Origin of the sequence: Algoriphagus sp. (assembly GCF_013373065.1) — a bacterium.
Lineage (GTDB): Bacteria > Bacteroidota > Bacteroidia > Cytophagales > Cyclobacteriaceae > Algoriphagus.
In genome coordinates, this window is sequence record NZ_JABXIN010000013.1 from 267,876 (window position 1) to 291,119 (window position 23,244).

Here is a 23,244-nt window from a genome sequence, read left to right on the forward strand (position 1 = left end):
AGGAGTAATTAATCCAGAAAATAGATTCGCTTGACCCGGCTACTGATGTGGGTAAGCAGTTCGTAGGGGATTGTTCCAATTTTTTTTGCCAAGGGTGCCAATGGTATTTCAGCTCCATAAATGATGGCTTCATCTCCTGCCTCCACTTGTATTTTGCTGACATCAACCATGACCATGTCCATACAAACATTTCCAATCACAGGTGCTTTTTTTTCATTGATCAAGACATATCCTTGCCCATTGCTAAATCGGCGGTCATAGCCATCTGCATAACCAATTGGGAGGGTCGCGATTTTTCCTCCTTTGGGAAGTTTCCCTCTTCTGGAGTAACCAATGGTGGCTCCAGAAGGCAAAGTTTTGACTTGGGAGACGGTTGTTTTCAGTTTACTTATCGGTAAAAGATCTGAGGAATAATTTCCAGTGACCTCGACACCATAAAGTCCAATCCCCAAGCGGACCATATCGAATTGAAAGTCTGGAAAAGTAACTATTCCAGCAGAATTTAAAGCATGTAAAAGTGGCTTTAGAGGCAATAGAGGAAGAAGTGCTGCGGCCATCTCTTTAAAATCTTCCAGTTGCTGTAGGGTGTATTTTTTCTCCTCAGATTCATCTGCAGCTGCGAGATGAGTGAACAGGGAAGTCACTTGAAGTTGAGGGTTTTCTTGAATGAGTCCTTTCAGTTCTTCCAAATGTTGCTTTTCAAAACCTAGGCGATGCATTCCGGTATCCAAGTCTAGATGCACTTTCATAGTTTCGGAATGTGCCTTTGTCCATTTGGCTAGATTTTCGAAAAATTCCGGACTAAAGACCACCGGTTCTAACCTGTATTCCAAACAACTGGCGAAGGATTCCTCCAAAGGATTCAAAACCATAATAGGTAGATGGATTCCCTGTTGTCGGAGTGCGACTCCCTCATCAGTAAATGCCACTGCTAGGTAATCTGCCCCCATGGTTTGAATGTGGTTAGCGATTTCAGGGGCTCCTCCCCCGTAAGCAAATGCTTTCACCATGACCATGACCTTGGTTTCCGGTTTTAGGAGGCGTCTATAAAAGTTGAAATTGTGTGTCAGAGCATTAAGGTTGATTTCGAGGGTGGTGCCATGAATCCGCTGCTGAAGTTGCTGGACTACTTTTTCCAAGCCAAATGGCCTAGCTCCCGTGATCAGAATCAAGTCATTTTCAAGTTTAAATTCTCGCAAATTTGCAAGTAAATCCTCAGTCCGTTCCCAGGTGTAAAGATTTTGAACCCCTGATTCAGCCAATAGACTCAATTCTCTCCCCACACCAAGTACAAGATCCAATTGATGATTCCGAATCAATTGAGCAGCTTCAGAATAGATCCATTCCGGTTTTCCCTGTTGCAAAAAGTCAGATAAGATGAGGATTTTCCTTCGTTTGGGGCGTTGCTGCTGGATGAAGTCTAATGCCACTCGCAACCCTGCCAAATCATGATTGTAGGTATCATCAATCAATAAACAATCCCGCAACCCTGCCTTTAATGTGAGTCGCATATCTACAGGTCTGAGCTGCTCAATGCCCCGTTGGATGCTTTGTGGAGAAAGCCCTAAAGTTAAGGCAGCCACAATGGCATGGATGATATTTTCCAGCGAAGCGGCGTCCCGAAGTTGGGTGCGAAAAGTCAAAGTACTTAAATCCTTTTTTATCAAAAGAATCCGGTTCTCATCCTCTTTAAATTTAATAGCGCGTGTGAAATCTGAACCAGGTTGATCAGACCAAGAGATCAGTTTTTCGGAAGGAAAAAGATATTCAATTTCTTTCGAGACAATCCCCTGATCCTTGCAATAAATCAAGAATTTGGAGTCCTTAAATAAGCTGAGTTTTTCTCGAAGTTTACTTAAACGGTCAGAGAAACCAGCATCGTGGGCTGAGCCGATGTTCGTCAAAATCCCAAGTTCTGGCCTAATAATTCGCTCCAAACTTTCCATTTCGCCACCTTTGGAAATTCCAGCCTCCAAAATTGCCACCTGATGATAGGGATTAATTTCGAACACGGAGAGTGGTACACCAACCTGCGAATTGTAACTTTTTGGACTTTTTGCCACTGTAAATTCCTGACTGAGCAACTGCCCTAGCCATTCCTTTACGATGGTTTTTCCATTGGACCCGGTAATTCCGATTACAGGTCCGGTGAAGCGACTTCGTAACACCGCTGCCAAATCCTGAAGGGCTTTGTGAGGATTTTCAACTTGGATGAAATTTGCCTTTGTATCAGTGGGAAGATAGGTAGTGGGAACCAAGAAATTCCGAACTCCTCGTTGGATCAATCCGGCAATAAAATCTGTTCCTTTTGCTTTGGCACCTGTCAGCGCTACAAAAAGACTTTTGGAGGGTGAAAAAGCCTGCCTGGAGTCAATAACAATTTGGTTGATTTCTGATTCAGGGGAATTTTCAATTAGTTTTCCCTTGCAGATTTTTGCAATTTCAAGAATGGTCAGTGCACTAATCATGGCCTATTTCGCCTCTCTTTTTCTTTTTGAAAAACACCTGTTTAACCCACCTTGGCAAAAAGATCGCTCCCAAAATCAAATAGGGATAATAGGAAAGCAAACGCCATAAAATGCTGGTCACAAAGGTGTATCCATCCAAGAATTGAGCAAAAAACTGTCCAAAAAAGAATTCTGCTGTACCCGAACTTCCGGGTGTTGGAGAAATCATCATTATAATCCACATGATCACCTGCCGGGCGAATACGATGACGTGGTTTTCAAGACTAAGTGGAACGAATGCTGAAATCAAGGCATTGAGCATCAGGTAGCGGGAACTCCAAATAAAAATGGTAGCCAAAATCACGGGCATCCAATACCCCCAACTCTTCCCACTTAATTCTTTAGAAGCTTCAATGATTTGGTTTCCATATTCCTGTGCATCATGCTTCCATTTTCGAAGCCATTTGAAAGAAAATATTTTGATCAAAACCCATTTGAAAACGCGAGGTCTATAAAACAATGCAGCAGCCATAATTAAACTATAAAGGGCATATAGTCCATAGCTTATCCAAAAAATAGCCTGTAAGCTATTTTCAAGCTGATTTTCTAATACCTGACTTTCTGGAAAAATATTGCCTTTGGCAAAAAATAGGATAATGGGTGCTCCGATCACAAAAAATAGATTGTCCAGAATAGCAGTAACCATGACAAAGGAAATAGCCCTTCCTAACTTGATTCCCTCCTTGTTGAGAATGAAGATGGCTACGGCTGTCCCTCCTACTACCGAAGGAGTAACCGCTGAGGCAAATTCCCAAAGAATAATGACATAAATGGCACGGGTCCAGCTCAGTTCGCGCTGGGTGATTTCCCGAATCCGGTAGATGTAACCTGCATCTCGAAATATAATGACCAAAATCGCAAGTAATATGTAGGGAATAGAAGCATCAAAAACACCTTTAAGAGTCTGCGCATTCACATTGGGGTCTAGGTAAAACATTGCAAAAACGATCCCTAAACCGATAATGATCGGCACCCAAACCTTATTGGGATTTAGTGTTTTGAAAATCTTCTTATTGTCCAGCTTCATATCAGGCTGCAGCGATAGGCTCAGTCTTTTCTACCCAAAAATTATTATATCCTTCTCCGATGACAATGGTAACCTGTGAGAGCTGTAAGAGTTCCAAAATTGCCAAAAAGGTATAGATCACAAAGATTTTGTCAGGTTTGTATTCGATAAAATCCGAAAAGGGAACTTGCTTTTTGAAGCTTATTTTTTCCAATACGAAGTCTTTTTGTTGTTCGATGGTGTAGGGATATTGGATGACGGTATGCTTTGTTTCCTCTCCCCGGGCAGCCATTTTGGCCATGCATTTTTGAAAAACCTTCAAGAGCTTGTAGAGATCGACATGTTGAAGCTCTGCATCTACATCATCGATTTTGCTTAAGGATTTCAATTCGGCGGCAATATTACCTCTTTTTTCTTTGGCAAGTCGATCAGATTCCAAAGTTGCCAGATCTTGAATGACTGATTTGTATTTTTTGTACTCCAGCAAATTTCGAATCAACTCTTCACGGGGGTCTATTTCTTCACCGTGCTCGTTAAGTTCCGGACGAGGCAAAAGCATCCGAGACTTAATTTTCATGAGTGTTGCTGCAAAAAGAATAAATTCACTTGCCACTTCGATTTCCATCTGTTCCAATTGATGGATGTAGTCCAAAAAATCATTTGTGATTTTGGAAATCGGAATATTATAAATATCCAGTTCGTCCCGTTCAATGAAGAACAGCATTAAATCGAATGGTCCCTCGAAAAGCGGTAATTTGATTTCGAAACTCAATGGATATTTAGATTAATGGTTAATTTTGCGAACTTATAGTCAAAGATATTCAATTATACCTAATTAATTGATTTGGTTGGGATTTGGAGGCTTCGATTTAGTTGCTATGCTAACTAAAAAACAATCGTTAAGCGCTTCGGTTTATTGTTCTTGACCACCTAATTAAATGCTTCATGTTGATTCAACCAGGAGAATTACTAGCACAGATAAACAGCCCCGCTGATCTTAAAAAATTTCCAAAAGAAAAACTTGTCCAAATTTGCGATGAGTTGCGTCACTTCATTGTTGACAATGTTTCTGTTTACGGGGGTCATTTTGGGGCGAGTTTGGGTGTGGTTGAATTAACTGTGGCCTTGCATTATGTTTTGAATACTCCTGAAGATCAACTCGTTTGGGATGTAGGGCATCAAGCTTATGGTCATAAGATTTTAACAGGACGTCGCGATCGTTTCCATACCAATCGAATTTATGGAGGGATTTCAGGTTTTCCGAAACGAAAAGAAAGTGAGTACGATACGTTTGGCGTAGGCCATTCGAGTACTTCAATTTCTGCTGCCCTGGGTATGGCGATGGCCTCGAAATACAAGGGGAATGCTAAACAGCAACATGTAGCAGTCATCGGGGACGGTGCTTTGACAGGAGGGATGGCCTTCGAGGCGATGAATCATGCAGGAGTGACCGATAGCAATCTCCTTATCATTCTGAATGACAATTGCATGGCGATTGACCCTAATGTCGGCGCCTTAAAGGATTATTTGACAGATATCACCACTTCTCATACCTACAATAAAGTAAAGGATGAGGTGTGGAAAATTTTGGGGAAACTCAGCAAGTTTGGACACTCAGCCCAGGAAGTCATTTCCAAAGTAGAGGGAGCCATCAAATCTGCTGTTCTCCAGCAAAGCAATCTATTTGAATCCCTAAACCTTCGTTATTTTGGACCGGTGGATGGACACGATGTCAATCATTTGGTTGAGATACTTCGTGATCTTCGAGACATTCCAGGGCCTAAGATTCTTCACTGTGTAACGGTGAAGGGGAAAGGTTACGAACCTGCTGAAAAAGGTAACCATACTACTTGGCATGCGCCGGGTACTTTCGATAAAGTTACAGGGGAGATTTTCAAAAAATCACCATCAAAACCTCAGCCGCCCAAATACCAAGATGTATTCGGACATACCATTGTTGAATTGGCTGAGCAGGATGATAGAATCATGGGCGTTACCCCAGCTATGCCATCTGGTTCTTCGCTTAATATCATGATGAAAGAAATGCCAGACCGGGCATTTGATGTGGGGATTGCGGAGCAACATGCGGTGACTGTATCAGCTGGTATGGCCACTCAAGGTTTGAAGCCCTTCTGTAATATCTATTCCACTTTTATGCAGCGGGCTTATGACCAGGTTATTCATGATGTCTGTTTGCAAAATTTACCAGTTGTATTCTGTTTAGATCGCGCTGGTTTTGCAGGGGCAGATGGGCCTACGCATCATGGAGCCTATGATATTGCTTATTTCCGCTGTATTCCAAATTTGGTAGTAGCAGCACCGATGAATGAGGAAGAGTTGCGAAATATGATGTATTCTTCCCTCAGTCATGAAGGTCCTTACTCCATACGCTATCCAAGAGGAAATGGAGTGATGCCAGATTGGCGAAGACCTTTCCAGCAAATTCCATTGGGGCAAGGCCGTATTGTAAAAGAAGGAGAAGATGTGGCGATTTTGACGATTGGGCACATTGGAAACTATGCGGTAAAAGCATGTGAAGAATTAGCCGAAGAGGGATTGAATCCTGCTCATTTTGATATGCGATTTGTGAAACCTTTGGATGAGGACCTATTGCACGAGATTTTTGGCAATTTTAAAAAGGTTGTCACTGTGGAGGATGGCTGCCTGATGGGTGGTTTTGGGTCTGCAGTGCTCGAGTGGATGATTGATCACGGCTATAGTGCTCAAGTGAAGCGCTTGGGTATTCCGGATGACATCATAGAGCATGGAGAGCAATTGCAATTACACAAACTTTGTGGATTTGATCCGGAAGGAATAGCGCAAGCAGTTCGCAGCTTAGCCGAGGTAGAGAAAGTCAGCTAATCATTCATGTCTTCGATTCATTTTTTTGAAAAAGGCTCTGGTCAGCCTGTGGTTTTGATCCATGGGTTTTGTGAAATCGGGGCTATGTGGAATCATTTTGCCGAAGAACTCTCACACGATTTTCGGATTCTTTGTCCTGACTTACCCGGTTTTGGAAAAACTTCGCTCACTCAAGCCCATATTACTTTAGAGGAGGTCGCTGTTTTATTAGAGGAGTGGTTGGAAGAAAATTCCGTAGAAAGCCCCATTGTAATTGGACATTCTCTTGGAGGTTATGTGGCGCTGGCAATGCTCGAGTTAATGGGAAATCGGATTAAAGGCATTGGCCTGTTCCATTCTACATCTTTTGCAGATGATACGGAGAAAAAAGCCATGCGGAATCGGGCCATCCAATTTCTAAAGAAGAACGGGGTTGATAAGTTTGTGACCTCTTTTGTCCCACCTCTATTTTCGGAAGGTCATCGAATTTCATTTGAAAAAGAAATTGATCAGGCAATAGAACAGGCAAAACAATCGAGTTTGGAAGGATTGGTTGCCTTTACTGAGGCCATGCGTGATAGGAAAGATAGATTAGAGGTATTGAAGAATTTTCATGGACCCAAACTTATGATTGCGGGGACTGAAGACGGGGCGGTAAAAATTGACGCAAGCCGACGTCAAAAAGAAGCCTTTACAGATTATTTCGAATTAGAAGGGACAGGTCACATGGGGATGATCGAAGACAAGGATCGCACTTTAGAGATGGTAAGGACTTTTTGTGAGAAAATTCAATAATAGTTTGATAGTCAATTAGTAATAATTTTAAACTAATTTAAAAAGTTGTAATAAAAATATAGGTATAATTTGTTTTTTAATTTTTAGTAAACTATATTTTCAGTAAGTTTTTGGCCAAAGCTTTTTAATTATTCTTCAACTTTTAAATTTTAACATCATGAAAAATTTATTGAAATTCTCTTTTGGGGGATTACTTGTCCTACTGATGCTAGCAATCCCAAATTACTCTCACGCAGGATGGGATTATTATGCCGCAGTTTCCATCGATATTATGAACGGTAGAACATATATTGTTTCACATTGCGAGGATAAGATAGGTGACGATTGTACAAATCCAGGAAGTGCGACAAGATTTGATGTGACTGCTGTTTCTGAAGTGATTCAAGGGATTCCAATGCCTAGGAAGCTATAGAAATGAAGATTCTGCTATTAAATCAGGGATTTCGGGTGATATCCCTGATTTTTCTTTTCCTTCTTTCCTTTTGTACAGTTGAAAAAAATGAGCTTGTATATAGTGAATTTCCAAAAAAAGACAGCTTGGAGGTATTGGTTCCATTAGAGTACTTCCCTCTTTCTTACTGGAGTACTTTTTCAAATAATGGACAGGGATTTTTAGTGGAGTATGGTTTTGGTTCTAATGGAGATTTGTTAATTCACAGAGTTAATTTTGATAAGAAAATTTACCTTGAACCTATCCGGATCCCAAGAGAGGGCCCTGATGGATTCAATTCGTCAAGCGTTGCGGTTTATTTTCACAGAATAGATTCAATCTTTGTTTTTCCTGCCGCACAGGATGCATTTTATCTTTATAACTCCCTCGCAAAGAAAGTAAATGAGTTTTCTTATAGCAGTAATGATTTTGCACGGTTTTACCGTAGTGGCTTCTATTCAAATGCAGTATTATTTGATCAGATTTTGGCGATACCTACAGTAAGTGATATAAGATATGATGATCCCGATTTTTTTCGAAATGAAATTCCTGTGAGATTATATGATTTAAATAAAGAGAAATTTGTAAGTCAACTAAAATATCCAGATTATTTAACCGGTAGCTTTTTGCCGAGCGAATTCTCCGGTCCCACATTAGAAAAATTCGACGAAGATCGAATGATCGTAAACTTTAGGTTTTCAGATTCACTTTATCTCTTTAACATAAAAGATAAAAGTACTCAGGCTATTTATTGCGGTTTATTGGGAAGGAATGTGCCTCCTTTGCTTAAAAATTATCCTTCAAAAGGGGAGGAGTTGGAGTATAAAATCAAGCAATCGGACTTTTCAGAAGTTTTTAATGTGAAAGGGAAAATTTATAGAATTGTAAATCACGTGAGCGATGAAAGATTTAATAATCTTCCGGGCTTAGAGATTTTGCAAAAAAATCTCCGAGGAGTAACCCTGATCGAATTGGACCCTGAAACGAAGGAACAACGCTTTTACGAAATGCCTATAGCCAAATATTTCGTTTTTGATGGAGCTTCTTTAATTGTGGGTGGAGTTTCTGTTAGGGAAGATAATGGAGATATTTTTCGGAAGTTTTACAAATACTCATTTTAGCCTAGGGTAAAAAAGCCTTCACAAATCGATCTTTTCCATTCAAATCCTGAATTACCTCGACCCCCGAATACTTCAATTTCAGCAATAAGTCTTTGACTGCCTTTCCAAAATTCTCATGAATTTCAAAGTAAATCCTACCTCCGGCTTTAAGAACTGATTTTCCCGCTTCTGCAATTATTCGATAGAATAGGAGGGGATCTTCATCAGGTACAAAGAGTGCCAATTCTGGCTCATAATCCACTACATTTTTGTGCATTTGGCTTTTTTCTTTGGTAGGAATGTAGGGAGGATTACTGACCAAAATATCCAATTGATCTACAGGCAATTTATCATTCAAAATATCCGATTGAAAAAATTGAACCATCGCATGAAGTAGTTCGGCATTCCGTTTTCCCATCTCCAAAGCCTCATAGGAAATATCTGTTGCATATACGGTGGGCTGCTTCATTTCCAAGGAAAGTGTGATGGGAATGCAAGCTGTTCCCGTTCCTATATCCAAAATCCGTAATCCGGCTTGGGGGTTTTCTTTGATGATCAAATGAACCAATTCTTCGGTTTCATTTCTTGGAATAAGGGTGTCTTTATTGACCAAAAACTCACGACCATAAAATGGCCCTTTCCCGAGGATTTGCTGAATAGGTTCCCCTTTTTTTAATCGTTCAAAATCATCCAAAAGTACTTGTGGCAAATCCTTCTCATCCAAGAAATGCATCATATCCACCCGGCGCAATCCCAAATGATGTTCCAATAGCCACTCTACTAAATTCTGAGCTTCTTGACTATCATAGAGATCCAGCTCCTCAGCCCATTTTTTCACCAAACTATTGTAATTGATCATGAGTAGCGATTTGGATTTTGCTTTCGTAAAGGTAAGCACTAAAGCTGCTACCTATGAAAAAATTAATTCTTTTACTCTTTTTTGCCCTCCTTCCTCTTATGGTTTATTCTCAAGAAAAAAAGTCAGTTTTCTTTGAAATAGATGGAAATTATTGGGAAAGGTCCTTGAGTTATCCTCAGCTTTTTGCTCCTGAGAACAACCGATTTGGAAGCTCACGCTTATTTTTTGGATTGCCTGTTGCAGAGAATTGGTCTATTGGTTTGTTGGGTAGCTATCAGTCCTATTATCAAGCACAAGAAAATGGTTCTTATTTTCGGGAACTCTATTCGCCTGAGCCTGACGAGAATGGTAATCCGATCTATATAGGAAATACCCGTATAGGAAATACCCGTGTTGAATTCCCTGTAGGCCTTCAAAATGATTTATTTGGATTAGGCTTTTTTCTTCAGCGAAAAGTAACTCTTGGGAAAAGAACAAGCCTAGCAATTAACCTATATGGAATTCGGGAAACAGGAAAGGATCAATTGGAGATTTTTCCGGATTATTCTTATCTGTATTGGCCGTGTTCAACTTGTCTTTCCATTGCTCCAGGTCCTATCATCCGCGAAATAGAAGAAAAAAATTGGAAAGCTGGCTTGGACTTCTCCTTTGCTTGGGCGCTTAATGATTGGTTGGATTTGGGGGTACGTGCCAATTTTCTGGAATTCCGAAAGCGAACACTTTCTACCAATTCCGATGCCATCAATACCTTGATTTATGATCCGATCTGGAGCTTGGCGGATGGATGCGCCGGAGATCGGTATGACTTTGGTTCGGCAGTGCCTCGGGAAGGTGTCCGGATTTCATTGACCTTACGGCCCTTTTGAGTACGCTAATCAAAAGACTGGGAAAGAAACCCTACCTTTGTGGAGAATTTCTTTCTAATGAAACTACATAACAATACCATTCGCGGAGTACATTCTGCACTTGATGCTATTTTTCAACAGGGACAATATGCTGATAAAGTCATCGAGCGCACCCTTAAGTCCAACCCAAGATGGGGAGCACGGGACCGATCCTTTATTGCCGAAACTACCTATGAGATGGTCCGCTGGTGGAGACTGATCAATTACCTCAGTCCTTCCGATGATTATTGGGACCTTTTTGGGACCTATTGGTTGATGCAAGGACATGAACTCCCGAATTGGGAAGAGTTTTCCAAAATCAATCCCCAAAAGATAAAAGAGAAATATGAGAAGCTGGAAGATCCTGCCATTTTAGAGTCTGTTCCGGATTGGTTGTATCAGTTGGGAAAGAAAGAATTGGGAGCAGAGTGGGAAACCGAACTACATAGCTTAAATGAAGAGGCAGAAGTGGTTTTACGGGTGAATACACTCAAGACTACCCGCGAGCGATTGAAGGCTCAACTTATGGAAGAAGGGATCCGCACTTATCAGATCAAAGGTTATCCAGATGCCCTGATCTTGGAAGAACGGCAAAATGTATTTCGTACAGCAGCCTTTAAAGCGGGACTTTTTGAGGTACAGGATGCCTCTTCGCAATTGGTGGCTGCTGCTCTGGCGGTAGAACCGGGTATGCGGGTCATTGATGCATGTGCCGGGGCTGGCGGGAAAACACTTCATTTGGCAGCGCTTATGGACAATAAGGGCAAAATTCTATCCATGGACTTGGAAGAGTGGAAACTCCAGCAAACCAAACTAAGGGCCCGAAGAAATGGAATTGATATCATTGAGCGGAAGGTGATCGAGGGGTCAAAGACCATCAAGCGTTTAAAAGAATCAGCGGATCGCCTGCTTTTGGATGTGCCATGTTCAGGTTTGGGAGTTTTGCGAAGGAATCCAGACACCAAATGGAAGTTGAGCCCAGAGTCTATCGAAAAGGTGGAGGAAACCCAACAGGAAATCCTTCAAACTTATCCTTCGATGTTGAAAAAAGGGGGACAGATGGTCTATGCTACTTGTAGTATTTTGCCTTCTGAAAATGAGAATCAGGTCCGCAAGTTTTTGGAGTCTGAGGCAGGGAAAGACTTTGAATTGTTGGAAGAGCACAAAGTCTTTGCACATCAAAGTGGTTTCGATGGTTTTTACATCGCCCGTCTTCAGAAAAAGTAAATTCCTTATTCCAAGCAAATTGATAAAATCGGGAAGTCGTGAGCCCGAACCAAATTTTCAGTCAAACTTGGAGTAAAGAATTTGGTGATTCCTGTCTTTTCGGATTTTGCCAAAACCAAAATATCGGGATGGTAGTGCTCTGCATAATACATCATGCCATTTTCTGGATTTTCCGCATTTGTAAGGAAAGTGAATATGTTGGAATCTCCGTCGGTCATTTCTTCGAATCGCCTATCGGACTCTGAGGTTTCATAAAAGTTGTATGGCGTATTGATGAAGATTAAGTTTACTTGAGCTCCCATTAAATCGGCAAATGATTTTACCTGTTGAAGTACAGGTTTTTGATTTTTTTCTAGGGTAGAGAGAAAGGCTATTTTCTTTATTTCAGGTCGAATGGGCTCATCTTTCACGATCAAAATTGGGATTTTGACATTCCGGAGCATTTTTTGGGCGTAGGAGCCCATGTAAAAAGGCTTTTTGGAACCTCTTCCTTCAGATCCCATGACGACTAAGTCAGGTTTGGCTTTAATTACATGATCAAAGATCGGTTCGGATCCATAACTATAAACTAGAGATGAAGAAGCCAAAATTCCTAAATTTTCGAACTCACCAACTAAGTCATGTAATTTGACATTGGCAGAACTAATCTCCTGTAGAGTTTGAGGATAAAACTTTTCCTTTTCCCGGTCTAATTTGACCCAGTCTACAGGCGTATTGAGGATATGCATAACCTCTACTGTTCCCTTTACTTTGCCAGCAATCTGCTTGGCAAAGAAGGTGGCATACCCCGCAACCTCCGAAAAGTCCGTCATTAGAAGAATTTTGGCTCCCATCTTCATCTCTAAGGGCTATTTGGTATGTAGTTAAGGTACATAGACTTTAAGGGAATTTGCGTGAGGAAAGTGAGTTATAAAGTTGATTTTTATCAGGCTTATTGAATTAATCAGACTATTTTGCTTTGTCGTTTTTGAATTCCTAATCAGAAGAATCCCCTTTCTGAAACCGTTATTTGGTCTATCATGGGATTTTAAAAATAGCCAAGACCGACAGTCTTTCTGTCCATTCCTTATCCGAGTTATCCCAATAAAGATTGGGCACCTCACAAATATTTTAATTGATTCCTCAAGCTGATATTATGAACCCCCCAAAAAGAAAATTCGCCGTACTGGCTGGATTGTCCCTGATTCTTATGGCCGTATTGGCTGGGTTTGCCTATGGATTCGTCTATAGTTCCTTGGTTTTTCCTGAGGAAGCTAAGAGAACCCTTGCAGCCATTCAAACTTCCCTTGGGACCTTCAAAGCAGGAATTGCCGCTTGGGTTGGCATATTGCTTTTAGATATACTAGCCGCTTGGGCTTTGTACAAATTTCTAAAGGAAATCCTCCAACCATTGTCTTTTGTAACAGCAGCCATACGGATTTTCTATTCAGGAATACTAGGAGTGGCGATTTACCACCTTTTTGCTGTGGTCCCATTGAGCATCTCGGATCCTTCGGGTATTTTGGTTTTGCAAGAATTAAATGCCTTTGAAAGTATCTGGTCGGCTGGATTGATACTATTTGGTTTTCACTTGGTAGGCTTGGGGATATTGTGTTGGAAAGCGGATTCTATACCCAATTTCTGGGGAGTGCTCTTGATTTTTGCGGGAATATGCTACACTGGGGTTCATTTAGCGAAAGCTCTATTTCCTGATGATCAGGCACAAATTTTACAAATCGAACAAATCCTTTCCTTACCGATGGCTTTGGCCGAAATCGGATTGGCAGTTTGGCTGCTTTGGAAAGGGGGAAAAAACTCTATCAAAACCCAAAGCACTTAATAAATGAAGATTCTCAAAAAAATTCTCCTTGGTTTTGGTCTACTGATCTTACTACTTCTTCTAGTTGTTGCCGGTGCATTTGTTCTTGATTCCCAAAATACTCGCTTTATGGAGGTGGACAGTAACTCTGAGTATAGGACCAATAGCTATTTGATCAAAAATGTAAACCTAATTCCTATGACTTCGGATACCGTTATGAGAAGTCAGGATATATTGATTTTGGATGGTAAAATCGCTGATATCGGAGATGAAATTGATCCCCAATCGGTGGAGGTTATCGATGCCAAAGGAGCCTTTTTGACACCCGGTCTAATCGATATGCATGTGCATGTTTGGGATGATTATGAATTGGGATTGTACCTCGCAAATGGGGTGACCACAGTTCGGAACCTATGGGGACATCCCATGCACCTTCGAATGAAAAAAGCGATTGCCTCGGAAGAAGTACTGGGACCTCTATTCTATACTTCAGGTCCTAAATTGACGGGTCCAGAGTACATAGGGGATGATAATCTCCAGCTTTTTTCCCCCGAGCAGGCAAAAGAAAAAGTAGGCGAATACTATGATCGGGGTTATGATTTTATCAAAACCTACAACGGACTGACCAAGGAGCTTTTTGATGCCGTTTTGGATGAGGCTAAAAACCTAGACTACGATGTCGTAGCACATCCAAGTGCCAAGGTGGATTATGCCTATCACTTTCGACCGGAAATCATCACCATTGAGCATGCAGAAGACATTGTGCAGCAGCCTTTGAATTATAAGCTGGACACGGAAAAACTGAATAAGGTTGTGGATTTGTATGCATCTCACCCAGCCACAGCCATTTGCCCGACGTTGACGGTCTATCATAATATTTACCGACTGATTTCAGAACCGAATATTATGAGTTCAGCAGAATTAGATTACATGAATCCGCTCATTCGAATGGTGGACAGTCAGGCGCAATATGATTGGTGGAGCAATTCTCAGGCAAGTGATTCCACCTGGCAGAAACGAATCAAAGACCAGCATGAATTTCATCTCCTAGCAATCCAAAAGATTCAAGAAAGAGGGGGCTTGATTGTAGCAGGAACAGATGCGGGAATTGGAGTGACTCCGGCGGGATCCTCCATGCATGAGGAATTGGCTTTTTATCAGCAAGCTGGTATGAGTGCTTTTGAGGCTTTAGAAACTGCTACCATTAACCCATCCAAAACTCATGATTTTTTGAATGATCAGGGAAGTATCGCTACAGGGAAAATAGCCAATTTGATTTTAACCAAAGAAAACCCTCTTGAAGATTTACTAGCATTAAAAGATCCTTTGAAGGTTTTTGTCAGAGGTAGAAAAATCGAAAGGGCAACCTTGCTGGAATTCAAAGAAAGGGCTAAAAACCGACCTAATAAACTGGTTTCTGGACTACGATATGCCGAAAACCTACTCATCGAAAAGTAATGAGTACTAAATCTATTTTTCGGATTCTGATGTCTCTTGTTGCAATTGTTTGCACGGTTTATTTCACCCCTTGGCTAATCCTTCGTGCTTGGTTGGCACCGATTCCTGACACTATTCAGGAGCAGGTGGGAATGGCGATGAATTATCAACTTGACGGGATAATCGTCTATGTGGATCAGGGAGGAAAAGAACCTCAGTTTTACACTGCCGGCTGGAAAGACCGGGATCAAAAAATACCTACTGATCCCGACGCGCTCTTCAAAATCGCCAGTATCAGCAAGCTCTACATTGCGGCTGCGGCGAGCAAAATTGTGGCGAGCGGAGCCCTTTCGCTGGATAATACCTTAGAAGAGTTGCTTCCTGAGGTCGCCAAACCCATCGAAAATGCTGATCAAATTACCCTTCTTATGTTGATTCAGCATCGTTCAGGGATTCCCAATTATTCCGATCAGGCGAATTATCCATGGGATAAACCTTTCACCGAAAACCGACAGGCTTTGGAATTGATCTATGGCTTGCCTGCAGACTTTGCTCCAAACTCTAACTATGCTTATTCCAACACAAACTATGTTTTGATTGGGGAGATTTTAGACAAGACCTTGGGCTATTCTCATCATGACTACATCCGAAGAGAGATTTTGGAACCTTTGGGTTTGACTCGAACCTACAGCTTACTTTCGGAAGTGGATCAAGATGATCTGATGAGTGGGTATTTTGTCGGCTATCCTTTAGACATCAAAGGGAATGATTTTATCCACCCGGGAGGTTCGATGATTTCCACTGCAGAGGAAGTCGGGATTTTCCTTCGAGCCTTAAATGACGGGACTTTGCTGGCGCAAAAGGAGCAGGAAATTTATTCCTCCGTGTACGTCTATGAGCATACAGGATTGGTTCCTGGCTATCAAAGCATTGCCAAATACCATCCGGATATCGATGCGGTGGTGGTACAGTTTGTCAATACTAACGGGGGCTATGCCTGGAACATACACGAGATTGTATATAATCGGGTGGTGAAGATTTTGAGGAGAAATCAAGAAAAAGAATGAACCTATAATTCTAATTGGAAAATTTTCCAAAAAGGAATTCCCTCTCCAGTTACACCTTCCATTTTGACGGTGATGTTTTTTACTCCTTTGGGCAAGAAAACCTCAAAATCATAGCTTCTTTCCACTTCTGAAGTCCAAGGAGTCCAATAAAGGGTAGCGCTTTGCCCTAGGGGTTGATTTTGGTCGGGAATATTGGGGAAAGGGTTTGTTTCGGCAAAACCTATCACGGGATATTTAGCAAAGCCAAAATCATTAAACCTTCTTTTGTCTTTAGTTTTTCGCTCGCCTCTTTTTGTTTCAATCATAATCACCCCGGCGAAGCCAGCCAGACCAAATACATTGGAATTGAGTGTATAAACAGCAATGGATTTCACTTCGTCTGTTAGGTAGTTTTGCAATACATCATTTGCAGTCTCTCCTTCATTGTACAGATATCGTGATCCATCAATAATAAGTAAAGGTTCACCGTCATTAAGGCCATAATTGAAATTACCAAGTCGGCCATTCCCGAATTTCATTCCTATTACTGACGCTACTGTGTTTCCGGGCCAGTTTTCAAGTTCCGAACTTGTAAATTCCCGGTCAGGTGCCCCATATCCATAATAATTTTCTGCAAGGCTCTCAATTTTGGTATCCTCGGCTACAAACTCTTCTAATAGAATATAATCCCCAAAATTGTCATAGGCTAAGGAATATTCGATCACTTCATATTTTTGGTACTGATTTTTGGGGAACGTACCATTAAATTCAGGGGAAGTTCTTGGTGTGTAGGTAATCATTCCATAGGGCCTTTGTTTTTGGTCCAGGGCAGCGAAAGCAAGGGTGTCCCAACCCACAAAATTTAATCCGCTCGCTCTGAAATAACCAGATGAGTCAGTTTTCACCACTCCATAATCTTCCAAATCACCTCTTACAATTGTGATTGGGTTAATATCAGGATCTCTTTTTTTGGTCTTTTCAAATTTGCCTTCAACGGTGATTCCATATTCAATTCCAAAGGTAGGAGAAACTGTAAATCCCTCCATTAGCGGTTCATCAAGCCAATCATAGGAGGAGATGATGGTTTCTTGAACCGCTATCTGTGCTACCAAATCGGAATTTGTAACCGACAGAGAAAATTGAGCGGGAACTAGCTCATCCAGGGCATCTTTTATCGTAAGATTAATCAATGCTTTTCTATCGCTTCCTTCAAGAATTACACTATGGGAAATATCAAAAATTAGGTCTCCAGCATAATCTACTTCTGGAATCTGCTGATTCTCAACATTAAGGCCTTTGGCTAGGACTGGTAAGGCCCGCATAAACATATCTCCCTTAGGGTAATTTCGCATCCAATCCGTGTATGCCCTAATAAAATAATCACCTTGGGGGAGGGAGTCAGGAAGATCAAAACTTCCTGCTATATTGCCCGATTCAATTCTGTACCGATTGGTAAAGATCAATTGGGTTCGTTCATCTCTCAATTCAACATGCAAAACTTGACTTAGCGTATCTCGATAAAACTGGTTTTTGTAGAGCATGGTCCCTCCGAACCAAACTCGTTCCCCTGGATAATAATAAGGTTTATTTGTAGTGAGAAAGGGCCGCTCTCTCTTGTTTTCCCATTTGTTTTTATTGATTTCTTCCAAATCTACTTCCGCAACCAGATTTTCAAATGTCGTGGGAGGTACGTAATCATGTGGTAAACTTCTTCCCATCCGAGGTCTTCCGATGTAGCCAGAAAGTACTACTTGGGTAGGGTCAATAGGTACTCCATTTCTGTCTATATCAAAGTAACCCAAAGGTGCAGAGACCCATCCAACAGGGTGATAAATATCCACGTAATACTCGTTTCTCCAGTTTTTTCTTAAGAAATGAACTTCAACCCGGTCCGGCCAAATGATCCTAAAATTCCCATTCCTGAGAGGAATCCTCCGGATAGAATCCTGTTGAATAGAAATAATGGATTCCCCAAGTTCTACGGTGTAGGTATTTGTCCTTCGGCGGTTCATTTGCTCCGGTAAGGTTTTATACAAATCGAAGCCCTGCTCTGAAACTTCTTGAAGCAAAATGGATTTCATCAGGTGTTTCACCGATCCTTGGTAACTCGTCTGTTTGTTCAATAGGATTTCGGCTGCTTCAGTTGAGTCTACTGGGATTTTGTCTTCGAAAAAGGCCAATCCATAGTAACTGGATTTATTCTTGTAAAATTTATAATCCTGCAAATAATACGTGACTTTGTATCCTAGCGCCTCATTTTCTAAAATTAGTGGCTCTTGTGCAGTAGCCTGAATGTAATTTGGCCCCTTTTCCGGCTTTACTTTTTGGAAATCCAAAACCCAGGGGTTGGTAATTTCTACCTCATTTGCTACGGGGTCATCTGGCAAAGCCAAAAACACGTTTTCAAACCTTTTCAAGTTTCTTTCCCATGGTTTATCCCTTCTGCTTTTCAGTTCAACCTCACTTAAAACCGATTCGAGAGGGGTTAGGATGAAATCAACCTGTTTGGTTTCACTGATTCCGATGCTTACTTTCTTGGTGGCTGTGCTGTATCCAACAAATGAAGCGACCAAACTAAAGGTACTAGGCAAATCTGGCCTAGAAAGGATGAAATAGCCGTTTTCATCCGTAGTGGTTCCAATTGTAGTGTTATTGATAAAGACATTGGTAAAAGGAATTCTTTTACCTGTTGCACTATCTTTTACTGATCCCTTGATGGTCTGAGAAAAGGAAGCGCCAAGAATAAAGCATAAAAAAATACAGAAGCTGAGTGTTTTTTGGAACATGGGAAAAATGAGGAATCTCCTCTAATCTACTGAAAAAATACATCAAGGTTTGCTAACCAAGATTTAGGCCATTAAAATGGGAGATATGTCCAAACTTGAAAAGAGGATTTGAATTAGAATTGATATTTGAAATATTTTTAGTCTTTAGCAAGGGTTTTATTCGATATTGTTACTAGGCTTTCATGAATTGCTACCATCCCAAGAAGGAGTAAAGTAAAAAAGAGAGGCTTCTCATTTCTCTCTTGTCGAATTCCAAAAGGTATTCGCATTTTCTTTCCCCAAAAAGCCCAATTCTGCTATCTTTGTGCCTTATTTTGAGCGGGATGGCCCGCGTGAGGGATAGAAGCGGTATCCGCCTGATCCGATAGCTATCGGATCAGGCGGATAAGAGCGTATAGCCCGACCCCGCCCTTTTCGGCGGGGGCACGCCCAAAACCCATTCAATAAAGAATTCGATAAGCAGGAAGCAGTGAAAACGTATCAGGAATTTAAACAGGTAGATTATCCCCAAATTGGAGAGTCTGTACTCGCCTATTGGAAAGAGAATCAAATCTTTGAAAAGTCCATCGCCAACCGGGAAGGTGCGCAGACCTTTACTTTCTTTGAAGGTCCGCCGTCCGCCAATGGCACACCGGGCATTCACCATGTCATGGCGCGGACACTCAAGGATATTTTTTGTCGATACAAAACCCTTCGCGGCTATCAAGTCAAGCGAAAGGGAGGATGGGATACGCATGGACTTCCGGTAGAATTGCAGGTAGAAAAGGAACTCGGCATCACCAAAGAGGATATCGGGAAGAAAATTTCCGTAGAGGAATACAACAAGCGCTGTAAGGAAACGGTCATGCGATTCAAAAATGAATGGGATGATCTGACCGAAAAAATAGGCTATTGGGTAGATCTCGATGATCCCTATATCACCTTCGATAGCAAGTATATTGAGACGCTTTGGTACCTTTTGAAGCGTCTATATGAAAAGGGCCTTTTGTACAAAGGATATACGATTCAGCCTTACTCTCCTGCGGCAGGAACGGGACTTTCTTCACACGAACTCAATCAGCCGGGAACCTACAAGGATGTTAAGGATACGTCCATCACGGCACAGTTTAAGCTGAAAAATCAGGACAATACTTACATTCTGGCCTGGACAACTACGCCTTGGACCTTGCCTTCCAACTCGGCTTTGGCGATAGGTGAAAAGTTAGATTATGTAAAGGTCAAAACCTTCAATCCCTACACTTATGAGCCCGTCAATGTGATTTTGGCAAAGGCTCGTATGGGGGCTTACCTGAATCCCAAAGCGGCTGATCTTAAGTTGGAAGAATACAAGCCCGGAGACAAATTGATCCCTTACGAAATTGTAGAGGAGTTCAAGGGAAAAGATATGTTGGGTTGGGAATACGAGCAACTCTTCCCGATCGAAGCATTGGCACTTCCCTATCCGGCGTTTACGGTAGTGGCTGGTGATTATGTAACGACCGAAGATGGTACTGGAATTGTCCACTTGGCGAAGGCCTTTGGTGCGGATGACTTCCGAACTTTAGTACAGAATGATGTGCCAGGCATTTTTGTGAAGGATGAACTGGGAAATGATATCCCGGTAGTGGATAAGCAAGGGAAATTCCTTCCTGTGGTGGGGGAATACCTCGCTGCAAAAATGAAGGAACATGGAATTACCGCGCACAAGGAATATGGTCCGGATGATTTCTATGTTAAAAATTACACAGAGGATGATGAGAGTGCTGCTGATTTCAAGAATACGGATATCATCATCTCCATTATCCTAAAAAATGAAAACAAGGCCTTTAAGGTCGAAAAATACGAACACAGCTATCCGCATTGTTGGCGTACCGATAAGCCCGTGCTTTACTATCCATTGGAAAGCTGGTTTATCAAAACTACCGCCTACAAGGATAAGTTAGTGGCCCTCAACAAAACTATCAATTGGAAGCCTGAGGCTACGGGAACGGGCCGATTTGGCAACTGGCTAGAAAATTTAGTGGATTGGAACTTGAGCAGGTCCCGATTCTGGGGGACACCCCTTCCGATTTGGAGAACAAGCGATGGATCTGAAGAAAAATGCATCGGTTCGATCTCCGAACTTAACACTGAAATTGAAAAGTCTATCGCTGCCGGTTTCATGGAGAAGTCTCCATTTGAAGGGAAGGAACTGGACTTGCATAGACCCTATGTAGACGATGTGATTTTGGTTTCTCCAAAAGGGGAAAAAATGTTCCGAGAGCCGGATTTGATTGACGTTTGGTTTGATTCTGGAGCCATGCCTTATGCACAATGGCATTTTCCTTTCGAAAACCAATCGGTGTTCAAACATAATTTCCCGGCGGATTACATTGCTGAAGGGGTGGATCAAACTAGAGGTTGGTTCTTCACCCTGCATGCTATCGCGGTAATGCTTTTTGACTCTGTTGCTTTCAAAAATGTGATTGCCAATGGGCTGGTTTTGGATAAAAATGGCAATAAAATGTCCAAGCGATTGGGTAATGCTGTTGATCCGTTCAAGACCTTGAAAGAATATGGACCAGATGCCCTGCGATGGTATATGCTGAGTAATGCCAATCCTTGGGATAACCTGAAATTCAATTTGGACGGGGTGACTGAAGTGCAGCGACGCTTCTTTGGTACCCTACAAAACACCTATAATTTCTTCGCGCTTTATGCCAATTTGGATGCCTTTGTCTATGACAAGTCCAAAGCGATTCCGGTAAAAGAGCGGGCTGAACTCGATCAGTGGATTGTCTCCAAGTTGCAGTCTTTGATTGCAGAAGTGGAGGAAGCGATGGATCAATACGATGCGACCCGAGCTACCCGAGCGATTATGAATTTCACGGTGGATCAATTATCCAACTGGTACGTACGCTTGGCTCGAAAGCGATTCTGGAGAGGGGATATGAATGAGGACAAGCAGGCAGCCTATGAGACCTTGTACGAATGCTTGCTTACCTTGACTCAATTGATGTCCTCCTTTGCTCCTTTCTATTCGGATTGGTTGTACCAAAATTTGACCGAAGCTGGGGGAAGTGGAGAAGATTCTGTGCATTTGACCGATTGGGTTTCTGCAGATCAATCCTTGATCGATGAGGATTTGGAGAGGAGCATGGAATTGGCGCAGACTATTTCTTCCTTGGTGCATTCCCTTCGAAAGAAGGAAAAACTAAAAGTTAGACAGCCTTTGCAGCGCATTTTGATTCCTGTACTCTCCAAGAAGACCCAGGCACAAATTGAACATGTGGCTGAGTTGATCAAAACTGAGGTAAATATCAAGGCGATAGAATTCCTGGATGATGCTTCCGGTATTTTGGTGAAAGAAGTGAAGCCAAACTTGCCGGTTTTGGGTAAAAAGTATGGCCCAAAAATGCGATTTGTGGTAGCGGCCATCAAATCTTGGGGTCAGGATGAAATCAATCAAATCGAGCGGGAGGGAAAATTCTCCATCGATGTGGAAGGTGAGTCCGTAGATATCCTTTTGGAGGAAGTTTTGATTTCTTCTCAGGATATTCCAGGTTGGTCCGTAGCTTCTGATGGAGGCGTTACGGTAGCTTTGGATGTGACCCTGACAGAAGAATTGAAGCAGGAAGGAGTTGCCCGTGATCTCGTCAACCGAATCCAAAATCTTCGTAAGGAGATGGGGCTGGAGGTTCAGGATAAAATTCATATACAAATAGCCGATGGTAATCCATTAGTAGACGCTTCTGTAGAAAATTTCGGTTCTTACATTCAATCTGAAACCCAGGCCCTGACTTTGCGTGTGACAGAGGAAGCGAAAGGCGGTACCCTTTTGGATATGGATGATTTTGAAATCGCAGTCAACGTCCTAAAGGCCGAAGGCAATTAATAAGATGAATAAATACCTTAAATATTTTGGGATCACACTTTTGGTAATCGCTATTGATCAGGCGGTCAAGATGTTGGTTCACTTCCAAATGGACTTTGGAACTCCAGGTCAGATCAAGATTTTCGGAGATTGGTTTAAGTTGCATTACACGACCAACCCAGGGATGGCTTTTGGAATGGAACTGGGAACTGAATACGGCAAATTATTGCTGACTTCTTTCCGCTTGGTTGCCATGTTCGGTATAGGTTATTATTTATACTATATCATAAAAAAGAAACAACATCCAGTATACATAGTATGTATTGCCATGATATTAGGAGGTGCTATTGGCAATTTGGTAGATTCAATATTTTATGGAGTTTGGTTGAATAATGCTCCTTATGATGCGCCTACACCTTGGCTTCATGGGCAAGTAGTGGATATGTTTTACTTCGATATCTGGGAAGGCTACATTCCTGAATGGGTTCCGCTGTGGGGAGGTTCTTATACAGCGCTATGGCCAATTTTCAATATAGCTGATGCTGCTATTTTCATCGGGGTAGCGATAATTTTGATCTTTCAGGGGAAATTTTTTCCTGAGAAACCAAAGGAAAACCTGTCTCATGAAAGCACGCAATTAGAAGAATAGACCCTTTTCTTTTCTAAATCATCAATAAAAACCCTTTTGTATCTCTG

Annotated in this window: 17 protein-coding genes; 11 read left to right on the top strand and 6 right to left on the bottom strand. The window is 41.7% G+C overall.

Translation table 11 applies throughout. The features are described 5' to 3' along the window. Positions 1-8 precede the first annotated feature (8 nt). The 3 genes from HWE15_RS10175 to HWE15_RS10185 are packed head-to-tail and all read right to left on the bottom strand — an operon-like array spanning position 9 to position 4,285. A complete protein-coding gene (locus HWE15_RS10175) occupies positions 9-2,468 on the bottom strand; it encodes a bifunctional UDP-N-acetylmuramoyl-tripeptide:D-alanyl-D-alanine ligase/alanine racemase (protein WP_290507419.1) in 2,460 nt (819 codons plus the stop codon). Next, positions 2,461-3,534: a lysylphosphatidylglycerol synthase transmembrane domain-containing protein gene (locus HWE15_RS10180; protein WP_290507420.1), complete on the bottom strand. Its 1,074-nt coding sequence runs from the start codon at positions 3,532-3,534 to the stop codon at positions 2,461-2,463. Before HWE15_RS10180 ends, HWE15_RS10175 begins: the two co-directional genes overlap by 8 nt. Position 3,535: 1 nt before the next feature. Beyond that, the gene (locus HWE15_RS10185) at positions 3,536-4,285 is read right to left on the bottom strand and encodes a segregation/condensation protein A (protein ID WP_290507421.1); all 750 of its coding nucleotides are present in this window, start codon (positions 4,283-4,285) and stop codon (positions 3,536-3,538) included. A 173-nt stretch (positions 4,286-4,458) separates the two neighbouring features. Between HWE15_RS10185 and dxs the strand changes: the two genes are divergently transcribed. The 4 genes from dxs (at position 4,459) to HWE15_RS10205 (ending at position 8,700) form a co-directional block, all read left to right on the top strand. Next, positions 4,459-6,375: a 1-deoxy-D-xylulose-5-phosphate synthase gene (gene dxs, locus HWE15_RS10190; RefSeq protein ID WP_290507422.1), complete on the top strand. Its 1,917-nt coding sequence runs from the start codon at positions 4,459-4,461 to the stop codon at positions 6,373-6,375. A 6-nt stretch (positions 6,376-6,381) separates the two neighbouring features. After that, on the top strand, positions 6,382-7,149 hold the full coding sequence (locus HWE15_RS10195; RefSeq protein WP_290507423.1) for an alpha/beta hydrolase: 768 nt from the start codon (positions 6,382-6,384) through the stop codon (positions 7,147-7,149). A 157-nt stretch (positions 7,150-7,306) separates the two neighbouring features. After that, entirely contained in the window at positions 7,307-7,561 is a 255-nt protein-coding gene (locus tag HWE15_RS10200) for a hypothetical protein (protein WP_290507424.1), read from the top strand. Between the two features lie 2 nt (positions 7,562-7,563). After that, positions 7,564-8,700 (top strand): hypothetical protein, encoded by a 1,137-nt coding sequence (locus HWE15_RS10205; protein ID WP_290507425.1) that lies wholly within the window; start codon positions 7,564-7,566, stop codon positions 8,698-8,700. A gap of 1 nt (position 8,701) precedes the next feature. Here the strand turns inward: HWE15_RS10205 and prmC are convergent, their stop codons facing one another. Continuing rightward, complete coding sequence (gene prmC / locus HWE15_RS10210; protein ID WP_290507426.1) at positions 8,702-9,538, bottom strand: peptide chain release factor N(5)-glutamine methyltransferase; 837 nt, start codon at positions 9,536-9,538, stop codon at positions 8,702-8,704. Between the two features lie 53 nt (positions 9,539-9,591). Here prmC and HWE15_RS10215 point away from each other — a divergent pair, with 53 nt between their 5' ends. Beyond that, a complete protein-coding gene (locus HWE15_RS10215; RefSeq protein WP_290507427.1) occupies positions 9,592-10,404 on the top strand; it encodes a hypothetical protein in 813 nt (270 codons plus the stop codon). Between the two features lie 57 nt (positions 10,405-10,461). Further along, positions 10,462-11,649 carry a methyltransferase domain-containing protein gene (locus HWE15_RS10220; protein WP_290507428.1) on the top strand — a complete coding sequence of 396 codons (1,188 nt, stop codon included), beginning with the start codon at positions 10,462-10,464 and terminating at the stop codon, positions 11,647-11,649. Positions 11,650-11,654: 5 nt separating this feature from the next. Here the strand turns inward: HWE15_RS10220 and HWE15_RS10225 are convergent, their stop codons facing one another. Continuing rightward, a complete protein-coding gene (locus HWE15_RS10225) occupies positions 11,655-12,461 on the bottom strand; it encodes a universal stress protein (protein ID WP_290507429.1) in 807 nt (268 codons plus the stop codon). Positions 12,462-12,784: 323 nt separating this feature from the next. Here HWE15_RS10225 and HWE15_RS10230 point away from each other — a divergent pair, with 323 nt between their 5' ends. From HWE15_RS10230 to HWE15_RS10240, 3 genes are read left to right on the top strand one after another with little or no spacing between them, the layout of a single operon-like run. Further along, complete coding sequence (locus tag HWE15_RS10230) at positions 12,785-13,468, top strand: DUF4386 domain-containing protein (RefSeq protein ID WP_290507430.1); 684 nt, start codon at positions 12,785-12,787, stop codon at positions 13,466-13,468. 3 nt (positions 13,469-13,471) lie between these two features. After that, positions 13,472-14,905 carry an amidohydrolase family protein gene (locus tag HWE15_RS10235; RefSeq protein ID WP_290507431.1) on the top strand — a complete coding sequence of 478 codons (1,434 nt, stop codon included), beginning with the start codon at positions 13,472-13,474 and terminating at the stop codon, positions 14,903-14,905. Continuing rightward, positions 14,905-15,951: a serine hydrolase gene (locus tag HWE15_RS10240; RefSeq protein ID WP_290507432.1), complete on the top strand. Its 1,047-nt coding sequence runs from the start codon at positions 14,905-14,907 to the stop codon at positions 15,949-15,951. The genes HWE15_RS10235 and HWE15_RS10240 overlap by 1 nt, the downstream gene beginning before the upstream one ends. A 2-nt stretch (positions 15,952-15,953) precedes the next feature. Here the strand turns inward: HWE15_RS10240 and HWE15_RS10245 are convergent, their stop codons facing one another. Further along, positions 15,954-18,716, bottom strand: coding sequence for a carboxypeptidase-like regulatory domain-containing protein (locus tag HWE15_RS10245; protein ID WP_290507433.1), 2,763 nt, complete (start codon positions 18,714-18,716; stop codon positions 15,954-15,956). 469 nt (positions 18,717-19,185) lie between these two features. Here HWE15_RS10245 and ileS point away from each other — a divergent pair, with 469 nt between their 5' ends. Further along, complete coding sequence (gene ileS, locus HWE15_RS10250) at positions 19,186-22,569, top strand: isoleucine--tRNA ligase (RefSeq protein ID WP_290507434.1); 3,384 nt, start codon at positions 19,186-19,188, stop codon at positions 22,567-22,569. A gap of 4 nt (positions 22,570-22,573) precedes the next feature. Then, entirely contained in the window at positions 22,574-23,197 is a 624-nt protein-coding gene (locus HWE15_RS10255; RefSeq protein ID WP_290507435.1) for a lipoprotein signal peptidase, read from the top strand. Positions 23,198-23,244: the final 47 nt, after the last annotated feature.

Excerpts from the sequence above, each read along its gene's own strand:
- HWE15_RS10200 (WP_290507424.1), top strand. The coding sequence starts at position 7,307 with ATGAAAAATTTATTGAAATTCTCTTTTGGGGGATTACTTGTCCTACTG.
- HWE15_RS10230 (WP_290507430.1), top strand. The coding sequence starts at position 12,785 with ATGAACCCCCCAAAAAGAAAATTCGCCGTACTGGCTGGATTGTCCCTG.
- HWE15_RS10180 (WP_290507420.1), bottom strand. The coding sequence starts at position 3,534 with ATGAAGCTGGACAATAAGAAGATTTTCAAAACACTAAATCCCAATAAG.
- HWE15_RS10205 (WP_290507425.1), top strand. The coding sequence starts at position 7,564 with ATGAAGATTCTGCTATTAAATCAGGGATTTCGGGTGATATCCCTGATT.
- HWE15_RS10220 (WP_290507428.1), top strand. The coding sequence starts at position 10,462 with ATGAAACTACATAACAATACCATTCGCGGAGTACATTCTGCACTTGAT.
- HWE15_RS10225 (WP_290507429.1), bottom strand. The coding sequence starts at position 12,461 with ATGACGGACTTTTCGGAGGTTGCGGGGTATGCCACCTTCTTTGCCAAG.
- HWE15_RS10235 (WP_290507431.1), top strand. The coding sequence starts at position 13,472 with ATGAAGATTCTCAAAAAAATTCTCCTTGGTTTTGGTCTACTGATCTTA.
- HWE15_RS10215 (WP_290507427.1), top strand. The coding sequence starts at position 9,592 with ATGAAAAAATTAATTCTTTTACTCTTTTTTGCCCTCCTTCCTCTTATG.
- HWE15_RS10255 (WP_290507435.1), top strand. The coding sequence starts at position 22,574 with ATGAATAAATACCTTAAATATTTTGGGATCACACTTTTGGTAATCGCT.
- HWE15_RS10240 (WP_290507432.1), top strand. The coding sequence starts at position 14,905 with ATGAGTACTAAATCTATTTTTCGGATTCTGATGTCTCTTGTTGCAATT.
- dxs (WP_290507422.1), top strand. The coding sequence starts at position 4,459 with ATGTTGATTCAACCAGGAGAATTACTAGCACAGATAAACAGCCCCGCT.
- HWE15_RS10175 (WP_290507419.1), bottom strand. The coding sequence starts at position 2,468 with ATGATTAGTGCACTGACCATTCTTGAAATTGCAAAAATCTGCAAGGGA.
- prmC (WP_290507426.1), bottom strand. The coding sequence starts at position 9,538 with ATGATCAATTACAATAGTTTGGTGAAAAAATGGGCTGAGGAGCTGGAT.
- HWE15_RS10195 (WP_290507423.1), top strand. The coding sequence starts at position 6,382 with ATGTCTTCGATTCATTTTTTTGAAAAAGGCTCTGGTCAGCCTGTGGTT.
- HWE15_RS10245 (WP_290507433.1), bottom strand. The coding sequence starts at position 18,716 with ATGTTCCAAAAAACACTCAGCTTCTGTATTTTTTTATGCTTTATTCTT.